The sequence below is a fragment of the Isoptericola sp. NPDC060257 genome (assembly GCF_042726645.1).
GTDB lineage: Bacteria > Actinomycetota > Actinomycetes > Actinomycetales > Cellulomonadaceae > Isoptericola > Isoptericola nanjingensis.
Genome location: NZ_JBHXAW010000144.1, coordinates 1 through 10897 on the forward strand (window position 1 = coordinate 1; position 10897 = coordinate 10897).

Genomic DNA, 10897 nt, shown 5'->3' on the forward strand with positions numbered 1-10897 from the left:
CCCTGGGGTCCGGAGACCTCCTGCAGGTACTCCTCGACCTCCTCCTTGGTGTTGCGCCAGGTGAAGTACGTGTACGACTGGTGGAAGCCGATCCGCGCCAGCGTCTGCATCATCGCGGGCCGCGTGAACGCCTCCGACAGGAAGATCACCTCGGGGTGCGCGGCGTGCACCCGCGCGAGCAGCCACTCCCAGAAGTCCAGCGGCTTGGTGTGCGGGTTGTCGACGCGGAACGCCGTCACCCCGCGGTCGATCCACAGCTCGACGATCCGCAGGATCTCCGCCGAGAGGCCCCGGGGGTCGCGGTCGAAGTTCAGCGGGTAGATGTCCTGGTACTTCTTCGGCGGGTTCTCGGCGTACGCGATCGTGCCGTCCGCGCGCACCGAGAACCACTCCGGGTGCTCGGTGACCCACGGGTGGTCGGGGGAGCACTGCAGCGCCAGGTCCAGCGCCACCTCCAGGCCCTCCGCGCGGGCCGCCGCGACGAGGTCCCGGAAGTCCTGCTCCGTGCCCAGGTCGGGGTGGATGGCGTCGTGCCCGCCGTCCGGCGAGCCGATCGCGTACGGGCTGCCGGGGTCGCCCGGCTGCGGGTCCAGGGTGTTGTTGCGGCCCTTGCGGAACGTCGTGCCGATGGGGTGCACGGGCGTGAGGTAGACGACGTCGAACCCCATCCCCGCGATCGCGGGCAGTCGCTTCGCCGCCGTGGCGAACGTGCCCGAGCGCCAGCTGCCGTCCTTGCGGCGCGTCGCGCCCTCCGAGCGGGGGAACAGCTCGTACCAGCTCGCGGCCAGCGCCAGCGGGCGGCTCACGCGCAGCGGGTAGGCGGCGCTCGCGGTCACCAGGTCGCGCAGCGGTGCTCGACGGAGCGCGTCCTTGACGGCGGCCGTCATCGCCATCGCGAGCCGGGCCTCGGGCGGGCGGGTCGTGTCGGCCAGCTCGCGGGCCGCGGCCTCCAGCACGGCGGCGTCGTCGGCGGAGCGGGTCGCCTGCAGCTCCGGCGCGACGATGCGCTCGAACAGCAGCCGCCCCTCCGCGAGCACCAGGTCGACGTCCTGCCCGGCGTCGAACTTGATCACCGCGTCGTGGGACCACGTGCCGTACGGGTCGGACCAGGCCTCGACGCGGAACGACCAGTCACCCTCCTCGTCGGGCTGCAGGAAGCCGCGGAACCGGTCCAGCCCGGGCGCGACGTCGGCCATGGGCGCGGTGGAGTGCACCGTGCCGTCCGGCGCGAGCAGGACGGCGGTGGCCCCGACGGCGTCGTGTCCCTCCCGGAACACCGTGGCCTCGACGGGCACCACCTCGCCGACCGCCGCCTTCGCCGGCCAGCGCCCTCCCTCGACGACGGGGGAGAGCTGCAGGACGGGGATCCGTCCGATGGGCGCGTGCGGCGTGGGCTGCGGAGACGTCACGGCCTCCACGCTAGCCAGCCGCCGCGCGTTCCGCGCGGTAGTGCCATGCGTCCCGCGGTAGGTCGCCCGGAGCACTACCGCGGGACGGGAGGCACTACCGGGTGGACGTCGTCCACAGGGCGTCCGGGGCTCCGCCCGCGCCCTGCCACGCTGGCGCCATGCCCGACGACGCCCCATCCGCACGTCGCGACAGCCGGAGACCGGGGGACACAGCCGTTCCCCGGCCGAGAACCCTGCCGCCGGTCGTGACCTACACCGAGTCCCGACGGTCCACGATCGAGCGCCGACTACGGCGCGGCGAGCTCGTGCGGGTAGGCCGCGGTCGGTACGCAGGTCCGCCGCCTGCGGAGGCGGGACCTGCCCAGCAGCGGGAACAGCGCGTGCTCGCGAGGATCGCCGCCACGGCACGGACGCTGCGCACCGACCACTGCTTCAGTCACGAGTCGGCAGCGCTGCTGCACGGGCTGTGGGTCTACCGGCTCGCCGAGGAGGTCCACGTCAGCCAGGCGTGGAAGCCGAAGGTGCGCCGGGAAGGCGGTACCCCGTTGCGCCGGCACCCGGTCGACGTGCCCCCGCGGGACCGGACCACGACGTCGACCGGCCTCCCCGTCACGACCCTCGAGCGCACGATGGTCGACTGCGCCCGGTGGTTGCCGGGCGAGCGCGCGCTCGTCGTCGCCGACTCGGGACTGCGGGCGGGGGCGGACCCGGAGGTCGTCGAGACCGTGCTGGCCGACGGGGCCGGTCGGCCCGGCGTCCGGCAGGCAAGGCAGATCATGGCGCTTGCCGACGCGCGGTCGGAGTCGGTGGGCGAGACGCGGCTGCGGTGGCTGCTCGACGCGGCCGGGCTGGAGCCGCCGGAGCTCGCCGTCGCCGTCAGCACCTGGCGCGGCACCGCCTGGGTCGACGTCGGCTGGCCGGGGCTGAGCGTGGGGATCGAGTTCGACGGCGTCGTGAAGTACTCGGGCGGAGAGTACGGCGACCCGCGGGAACGGCTCCTCGACGAGAAGCGCCGGCACGATGCGCTGGCGGAGGCGGGGTGGACGGTCCTCCGGGTCACCTGGGAGGACCTCGCCGACCCCGACCGCCTGATCGCACGCATCCGCCGCGCACTCGCGGAGGCGGTCCGCCGTCACCCCGCGAGGTAGTGCCATCCGTTCCCCGGTAGGTCCCGGCGGGCACGACCGGGGTGCGGTAGGCACTACCTCGGCGGCCGACGGGCCCGCGGGCGGTGCGGGTCAGGCGTCCGCGGCGAGCGCCCGGCCGGTGGTGCGGCCGGTGTGCAGGCACCCCCCGAGGAAGGTGCCCTCCAAGGCGCGGTGGCCGTGCACGCCGCCGCCGCCGAACCCGGCGGCCTCGCCCACGGCCCACAGGCCGTCCAGCACGGACCCGTCGGCCTGCAGCACGCGGCCGGACGGGTCGCACCACAGACCGCCGAGGGTCTTGCGCGTCAGCACGGACAGCCGGACGGCGAGCAGCGGGCCGTCCTTCGGCGTCGTCAGGGGCCGCGGCTTGGCGACCCGGATGAGCTTGTCCACGCGGTAGTCGCGGGCGGCGCGCGTCGCGACCACCTGCGGGTCCTTGCCCAGGCCGGAGCCGACCTGGGCGTCGCGCGCCGCGACGACGGCGGCGAGCGCCCCCGCGTCCACGTGCCCCTTCGAGCCGGGGGTGGCCTCGACCAGCGCGTTCATCTTGGCGGCGAGCTCGTCGGTGGTGTCGGCCCAGAGGAACTCGGGCGACTCGGCGGCGAACTTCGCGACCGGCCCGACCGCGCGCGGCAGCACCCGTTGCGCGAGGAGCTTGACGTCCTTGCCGGTGAGGTCGGGGTTCTGCTCCGAGCCGGACAGGGCGAACTCCGACTCCATGATCGCCTTGTTGAGCACGAACCAGGAGTGGTCGTCGCCGCGCCGCGTCACGTGCTGCAGCGCGCCGAGCGCGTCGAAGCCGGGGAACAGCGGGGCGGGCAGGCGGCCGCCGTCGGCGTCGAGCCACAGCGACGACGGGCCGGGGAGGATGCGGATGCCGTGGTTCGTCCAGACGGGGGAGTGGTTGGCGATGCCCTCCGGGTAGTGCCACATCCGGTCCTCGTGCACCAGCGCCGCGCCGGCGTCGGCCGCGATGCCGAGCATGAGCCCGTCGGTCGAGTCCGGGACGCCGGACAGCATCCGCTCGGGCAGCGTCCCGGCCTCGGGGTCCCAGTGCGCGCGGGCCAGGTCGTGGTTGGCGCCGATGCCGCCGGTCGCGACGACGACGGCACCCGCCGTGATCTCCTCGGCGCCCACCACGTCGCGGTTCGACGGCGTGCCCCGGCCGCCGAACGGCAGCCCGGTGAGCGGTTGGTCGGCGAGCACGTCGGCGCGCACCCCGGTGACCCGCCCGTCGGTGGTGACGAGCCCCGTGACCCGGCGGCGGAACCGCAGGTCGAGCAGGCCGGCGTCGCGGGCGGCGAGCGCCGCCTCCACGAAGGGTCGGACGATCCCGGGGCCGGTGCCCCAGGTGACGTGGAAGCGGGGCACGGAGTTGCCGTGCTCGGTCCGCCCGTCGTCGTGCCCCACCGTGTACCCGCCGCGCTCGGCCCACTGCACCAGCGGGAACCAGCGCACGCCCTTGGCGTGCAGCCAGGACCGCAGGTCGCCGGCCGCGAACTCCACGAAGCGGTGGGCCCAGGCGTACCCGTGCCGGTCGGGGCCCTCGCCGCGGTCGGCGCCGGGGGCGAACTGCGCGGAGCCCAGCCAGTCGGACCAGGCCAGGTCGGCGGAGTCGTGCACGCCCATCGCGCGCTGCTCGGGCGAGCCCACGAGGAACAGCCCGCCGAACGACCACCAGGCCTGGCCGCCGAACGACGCCTCCGGCTCCTGGTCGAGCAGCACCACCCGGCGGCCGGCGGCCGTGAGCTCCGTGGCCGTGACCAGTCCCGACAGGCCCCCACCGATGACGACGACGTCAGCATCCATGCGCGCAGTCTGGCAGAGGAGCGGCCCGGGGAGAACGGTCGGCTGGCGGCGGGCGTCACCGCCCGACGAACACCTCGACGCTGAGCGACTCGAGCACGACGTCCTCGGCCTCGTCGTCGGGCGCCTCGGGCCGGTCCCACGCGGAGCTCCACACCCGTTCCCAGGCGCCGCCGCCGGGGGCGCCGGGGAGGGTGACCTCCGCGTCGTCGAGCCCGCCGTTGAACACGAGCAGCACGTGCGCGTCGCCGTCGTCGGGCCCGGGCCGCAGCATCTGCACCACGCGGCGCCCGGCGACCGCCCAGGCGTCGCGGTCCATGGGTGCGCCGTCGGCGGCGAACCACAGCAGGTCGGTCTCGTCCTCGCCGGGGCGGGGCGCGCCGAGGAAGAACGAGTCCGCGCGCAGGGCCGCGTGCTCGTGCCGCAGCCCGACCAGGAAGCGCGTGGTGTCCAGCAGGTCGCGGGCGGCGTCCTCGAGGTCCCACCCGACCCACGAGATCGCGTTGTCCTGGGCGTACGCGTTGTTGTTGCCGCGCTGGGTGCGGCCTAGCTCGTCGCCGGCGGTGAGCATGGGCGTGCCCGCGGACAGCAGGAGCGTCGCGAGCAGGTTGCGCTGCGAGCGCCGCCGCAGCGGCACCACCGCGGACCACGGCTCGGTGCCCGTGTCGCCCGCGCCCTCCCCGTCCTCGGCGCCGGGCGCGTGCCCCTCCACGCCGTGGTTCCACGACAGGTTGTGGTCCGAGCCGTCCCGGTTGTCCTCGCCGTTCGCCTCGTTGTGCTTGTGGTCGAAGGCCACGAGGTCGGCGAGCGTGAACCCGTCGTGGGCGGTGACGTAGTTGACCGACGCCACCGGCCCGCGCGCCAGCGGCGGGTCCGAGTGCCCGAACAGGTCGGCCGAGCCCGCGAGGCGGGTGGTCAGCTCCCGCAGGCCGTGCATGGGCCGGCCGTGCGAGCCCTCGCGGGCGGCGTCGAGCCAGAACCCGCGCGCGGCGTCGCGGAAGCGGTCGTTCCACTCGGCCATCGGCGGCGGGAAGTTGCCGGTCTGCCACCCGCCGGGGCCGACGTCCCACGGCTCGGCGACCAGCTTGAGATTGTTGAGCACCGGGTCGGTCTGCAGCGCCACGAGGAACGGGTGGTCGGGGGAGAAGCCGTGGTCGCCCCGGCCCAGGGTGACCGCGAGGTCGAAGCGGAACCCGTCCACGCCCACGACCTCGGCCCAGTAGCGCAGCGAGTCCAGGGCGAGCTGCACCACGCGCGGGCGGCGGAAGTCGAGCGAGTTGCCGGTGCCGGTGACGTCGGCGAGCGCGGCCGGGGACGCGCCGTCGTGCAGGTAGTAGCCCGCGTTGTCCAGGCCGCGCCAGCTCACGTGCAGCGCGTCGTCGCCGCCCTCGCACGTGTGGTTGTAGACGACGTCGAGCAGGACCTCGATGCCCGCGTCGTGCAGCAGGTGCACCATGCCGCGCACCTCGTCGAGGACGGCCGCCGGGCCGGCCTCGCGCGCCGCCCGGGTCGCGTACGCCGCGTGCGGGGCGAAGAACCCGAGCGTCTGGTAGCCCCAGTAGTTGGTGAGCCCGCGGGCGACGAGGTGCGGCTCGCTGGCGAACGCCTGGATCGGGAGCAGCTCGAGTGTGGTGACGCCGAGGCTCGTCAGGTGCGCGATCGTGGCCGGGTGCGCGACGCCCGCGTACGTGCCGCGCAGCTCCGGCGGGACGTCCGGGTGCGTCGCGGTGAGGCCCTTGACGTGCGCCTCGTAGACCACCGTGTCAGCCCAGGGCACGCGCGGTCGGCTCAGCGGCGGCGGGCCGGGGTGGGACGCGACGACGACGGAGTGCGGCACGAAGGCGAGCGAGTCGCGGTCGTCGGCGGCGCCGTACCGTTCGGCCACCCACGACCGGCCTGCCGGCGAGTCGGGGTCGTCCGGGTCGACCACCGCGCCCACGGCGCCGAGCGTCTCCGGGCCGTAGGTGAGGTCGCCCGTCAGCCCGCGGGCGTACGGGTCGACGAGCAGCTTGGCCGGGTTGTGCCGGTGCCCGGCCTCCGGGTCCCAGGCGCCGTACGTCCGGAAGCCGTACCGCTGCCCCGGCCGTACGTGCGGCACGTGGGTGTGCCAGACGCCGTACACCGGGCCGTCCAGCGGCACGCGCCGCTCCGCGTACCGCGCCGGGTCGTGCACGTCCCGGTGCGGCTCGACGACGTCGATCAGGCACAGCTCGACCGCGTCCGCGTGCGCCGCCGCCACGGCGACGTCGACCCCGCCGTCCGGCGTCGGATGCACCCCGAGCGGGGGGACGTGGCTGCGGCGTGCCGTCGGCCGCGTCAGCGGCGTGACCTTGGGTCGCGACTCCATGGGGACATGGTGCCCGGGGTCGGCGACAGCCGCGCGGGCGCAGGTGGGGACCGGTGGGGACCAGGTCAGGGCAGGATCGAGTCCACGTAGCCGCCGTCGACGCGGACGGCGCCGCCGGTGGTGGCGGACGCGAGCGGTGAGGCGAGGTAGGCCACGAGGTTGGCGATCTCCTCCGGCTCGATGAGGCGCTGCAGCAGGGACTGCGGCCGGTGCTTCACCATGAACTCGCGCTGGGCCTCGTCCCACGGCAGGTCGCGGTCGACGAGCTGGTAGACGAAGTCCTCCACCCCGCCGGTGTGCGTGGGGCCCGCGATGACCGAGTTGACCGTGACCCCGGTGCCCGCCGCCTCCTTGGCGAAGCCCCGCGACACGGCGAGGAGTGCCGTCTTGGACGCGCCGTAGTGGATCATCTCGGCCGGGATCACGACGGCGGAGTCGCTCGCGATGTCGAGCACCCGCCCCCAGCCGCGGGCCACCATGCGGGGCAGGTGGTGGCGGATGAGGCGGACGGCGGCCAGCACGTTGACCTCGAAGTAGCGCCGCCACTCGTCGTCGGTGATCTCGAGCGCGGGGCGGGAGCCGAAGATGCCGAGGTTGTTGACCAGCACGTCCACGTCGGGCAGGGCGTCGACCGCGGCGGCGAACCCGTCGTCGGTGGCGACGTCGGCCACCACCGGCACCCCCTCGAAGCCCTCGACGTCCCGGGCGAGCTCGTCGAGCGCCCGCCCGACGGAACCCTCCGAACGGCCGTTGATCCCGACGCGGGCCCCCGCGGAGGCGAGCCCGCGGGCGATGGCGAGGCCGATGCCCTGCGTGGATCCGGTCACGAGCGCCGTCCTGCCGGCGAGGTCGATCCGCATCCCCCGACCGTAGGCCGCGTCACACCGCTCCGCCCCCGGACGCGGGGCCGGTCCGGGGAAGGCCGCGGGTAGGCTCGGCACCGTCGGCCGCAGCGCGTGCGGCCGCCGTCACCACCGTGAGCTGGAGGTCGCGCCCGTGCGCATCGTCGTCGCCGTGAAGTACGTGCCGGACATCAACGCGGACCGACGTTTCGTGGACTGTCGCGTCGACCGCGACCCGGGCGTCGGTACCCTCAACGAGCTGGACGAGAACGCGCTCGAGGCGGCGCTGCGGATCCTCGACGCACTGCCTGACGACGAGCGCGCGGCCAGCGAGGTCGTCGCCCTCACGGCCGCCCCCGCCGACGGCGACGTGGCGCTGCGCAAGTCGTTCCAGATGGGCGTGGACCGCGCGGTCCGCGTCACGGACGACGCCCTGGCCGGCTCGGACTACTTCGGCACCGCCACGGCGCTCGCGGCCGGGGTGCGCCGGCTCGAGGCGGACGGCGCGCCCGTCGACCTCGTGATCACCGGCATGGCCGCGCTCGACGGCCTGGGTTCCGTGGTCCCGGCGCTCGTCGCGGCCGAGCTCGGCCGCCCGGCGCTCACGCTGGCGAAGAAGGTGGACGTCGCGGACGGCACCCTGACCGTCACGCGCGAGACCGACGAGGCCACCGAGACGCTCGCCGCGCCCCTGCCGGCCGTCCTGTCCGTCGCGGACACCGCGAACACGCCGCGCATGCCGAACTTCAAGCTGATCATGGCGGCCCGCACCAAGCAGATCGAGGCGTGGTCGGCCGCCGACCTCGGCCTCGATCCCGCCGCCGTCGGCACCGCCGGGGCGCGCACCGAGGCGGTCTCGGCCGCTCCGCGCCCCGCCCGCCCGGAGGTCGAGCTGGTCGTCGACAAGGGCGAGGGCGGTACCGCGCTGGCCGAGTACCTCATCCGCAACGAGCTGGTCTGAGAGGACGCGACCGTGACGACATCGACCGAGCCCACCCGCAACCGCACCGTCCTCGTCCTCCTGGACCCCGCCACCGAGGTGCGCTCCGGCGCGCTCGAGCTGCTCACCATCGCGCGCGGCCTCGGCCGCGTCGAGGCCGTGACCCTGGAGGCGCCGACCGTCGAGGCGCTCGCCCAGCTCGGCGCGTACGGCGTCGAGACCGTGCACCAGGCCGAGGTGCCCACCGACGCGCTCGCCGCCGCCGGGGGCGACGGCGCCCGCCACCTGCCCTCCGTCGTGGCCGCGACGCTCGCCGCGGCCGTGCGCCGCACCGACGCCGACGTCGTCCTGGCACCCGCCACGTTCGCCGCGAAGGAGGCCGCCGCCCTGGCGGCCCACGCGCTCGGCGCCGGGCTGGTCATCGACGCCGCCGCCGTGGAGGAGGACGCCGAGGGCCGGATCGTGGCCGGCAAGCGCGTCTTCGCCGGCGCCTGGGACACCCGCTGCGTGGTCACCGCCGACGTCGCCGTGCTCACCGTGCGGGCGAACGCCGTCGTGCCCGAGCCCGCCGATGCGTCGGTCGCGACCGAGGTCGACCCGCTGCCCGTCGCGTTCGCCGGCACCGCCGGTGTCGTCGTCACGTCGCGCGAGGTCAAGGAGCGCGCCCCGGGCCGCCCGACCCTCGAGGAGGCGGCGGTCGTCGTCGCCGGCGGGCGCGGCACCGGTGGCGACTTCGGCCCGGTCGAGGAGTTCGCCGACGCCGTCGGCGCCGCGATCGGCGCGTCGCGCGACGCCGTCTTCGAGGGCTGGTTCGACCGCTACATCGGCCAGACCGGCGTCACCATCGCGCCGCGCCTCTACGTGGGGGCGGGGATCTCCGGCGCCCCGCACCACCGCGGCGGGATGCAGGCGGCACAGGTGATCGTGGCGGTGAACTCCGACCCCGAGGCGCCGATCTTCGAGATCTGCGACTTCGCCGTCGTCGGCGACCTCGCGGAGGTGCTGCCGCAGGCCGCTGCCGCCCTCCGCGCCCGCCGGGCCGGGTGAGGCGGCCCGCCCCCGCCCGACCCTGAGGGTGGCGTCGTCGCCCCCCGATGGGGAGGTCTGCCCATCGGCACGGGCAGCCACGCGACGGTGCGAGTCGGTATGCTCCGGCGAGGAAAGCATCGTGCTGTTCCCCATCACCGTCCCCGGATGGGTCACGCCGTGCCTCCGTCCGCGCCGCCACGAAGGCTCGCGGGCTGTCGCACCTGGTCAGGGGACCGAGGGGTAGGGCATGAGCTTCGTCTCGCGCGTCCTGGAGAACCGTCGCTCCATCGCGTCCGTCGGGGTCGTCGCGCTGTTCGGCGCGGGCCTGACCGGATTCGCGCTCTGGTACGACGGCGAGGCGACGGTGGACGTCGACCTCAACGACTCGGGCGTGTGGGTGACGCAGACGTCCACGGGCACGCTCGGCCGGTTCAACTACCAGGCCCAGGCGCTCGACGGCACGCTCCTCGCCAACTCGGTGAGCTTCGACGTCGAGCAGGACGCGCAGCACGTGCTGCTCGAGAGCTCCGTCGACTCCTCCGCGAGCCCCGTCGACCCGGCGCAGCTCGCCCTGCGGAGCACGCTCAAGCTGCCGGCCGGGTCCGAGGTGGCGACCGGCGGGAGCACCGCCGCGGTGCTCGACGGGGAGACGGGTCGGGTCTGGGTCGTGCCGTTCGACGGCGCGATGGCGTTCGACGCGGAGAAGACCGACCCGGAGCTCGAGGACCTGGGCCAGGGCGCCCAGGTCGAGGTGAGCACGGGCGGCACGGTCGTCGTCGCGGCCCCCGGCGTGGGGAAGCTCTACACCATCGAGACTGGCGCCCGGGGCACGGCGGAGTCCACCTCGGAGGAGCGGCTCTCCCTGGCGAAGGACGCCGAGGTGCAGGTGACCACGGTGGGCGACGCCGCGGTCGTGCTGGACCGCTCGACCGGCAAGGTCGTGCTGCCGGGCGGCGACGCGGTGGAGATCGATGGCGGCGCGGCCGCGCAGCTGCAGCAGCCGTCGGCCGACTCCGACGCCGTCGTCCTGGCCACGTCCCGCGGCCTGGTCTCCCAGCCGCTGGACGGCAAGGCCGCGGCGAAGCGGACCGCGAACGGCACCCCCGCCCGCCCCGTCCAGCTGGGCGAGTGCGTCTACGGCGCGTGGTCCGTCTCGGGCCAGGTGGTGCGCGACTGCCCCGGCACGGACGCGGACGAGGACATGGTGCTCGAGGGCATCGGCACGGACACGAATCTCGTCTACCGCGTGAACCGCGACGTCATCGTCCTCAACGACGTCGTCAACGGCACGCTGTGGATGGCGGCGGACGAGTTCCAGAAGGTCGACGACTGGGACCTGACGATCCCGGAGAACGACGAGGGCGAGAAGACCGAGTCCG

Annotated in this window: 7 protein-coding genes and 1 pseudogene; 4 read left to right on the top strand and 4 right to left on the bottom strand. The window is 75.0% G+C overall.

What is annotated here, in order from left to right; translation table 11 throughout:
- A partial coding sequence (locus tag ACFWEK_RS12870; RefSeq protein ID WP_430554299.1) for a maltotransferase domain-containing protein occupies window positions 1–1418 on the bottom strand: 1418 nt, incomplete at its 3' end.
- A 371-nt stretch (window positions 1419–1789) separates the two neighbouring features.
- Here ACFWEK_RS12870 and ACFWEK_RS12875 point away from each other — a divergent pair.
- A complete protein-coding gene (locus ACFWEK_RS12875; protein ID WP_430554300.1) occupies window positions 1790–2557 on the top strand; it encodes a hypothetical protein in 768 nt (255 codons plus the stop codon).
- A 90-nt stretch (window positions 2558–2647) separates the two neighbouring features.
- Here ACFWEK_RS12875 and ACFWEK_RS12880 read toward each other — a convergent pair whose 3' ends face one another.
- From ACFWEK_RS12880 to ACFWEK_RS12890, 3 genes are all read right to left on the bottom strand, one after another.
- The gene (locus ACFWEK_RS12880; RefSeq protein ID WP_430554301.1) at window positions 2648–4363 is read right to left on the bottom strand and encodes an FAD-binding dehydrogenase; all 1716 of its coding nucleotides are present in this window, start codon (window positions 4361–4363) and stop codon (window positions 2648–2650) included.
- 55 nt (window positions 4364–4418) lie between these two features.
- Entirely contained in the window at window positions 4419–6707 is a 2289-nt protein-coding gene (gene glgX, locus ACFWEK_RS12885; RefSeq protein ID WP_430554302.1) for a glycogen debranching protein GlgX, read from the bottom strand.
- Between the two features lie 65 nt (window positions 6708–6772).
- On the bottom strand, window positions 6773–7567 hold the full coding sequence (locus ACFWEK_RS12890) for an SDR family NAD(P)-dependent oxidoreductase (protein ID WP_430547574.1): 795 nt from the start codon (window positions 7565–7567) through the stop codon (window positions 6773–6775).
- A gap of 136 nt (window positions 7568–7703) precedes the next feature.
- On the opposite strand from ACFWEK_RS12890, the gene ACFWEK_RS12895 reads away from it, so the two are divergent.
- From ACFWEK_RS12895 to ACFWEK_RS12905, 3 genes and pseudogenes are all read left to right on the top strand, one after another.
- Window positions 7704–8510, top strand: a complete 807-nt coding sequence (locus ACFWEK_RS12895; RefSeq protein ID WP_430554303.1) for an electron transfer flavoprotein subunit beta/FixA family protein — start codon at window positions 7704–7706, stop codon at window positions 8508–8510.
- Between the two features lie 12 nt (window positions 8511–8522).
- Window positions 8523–9536 carry an electron transfer flavoprotein subunit alpha/FixB family protein gene (locus tag ACFWEK_RS12900; RefSeq protein ID WP_430554304.1) on the top strand — a complete coding sequence of 338 codons (1014 nt, stop codon included), beginning with the start codon at window positions 8523–8525 and terminating at the stop codon, window positions 9534–9536.
- Window positions 9537–9765: 229 nt separating this feature from the next.
- Window positions 9766–10897, top strand: a pseudogene (locus tag ACFWEK_RS12905) (fibronectin type III domain-containing protein); the annotation flags it as partial.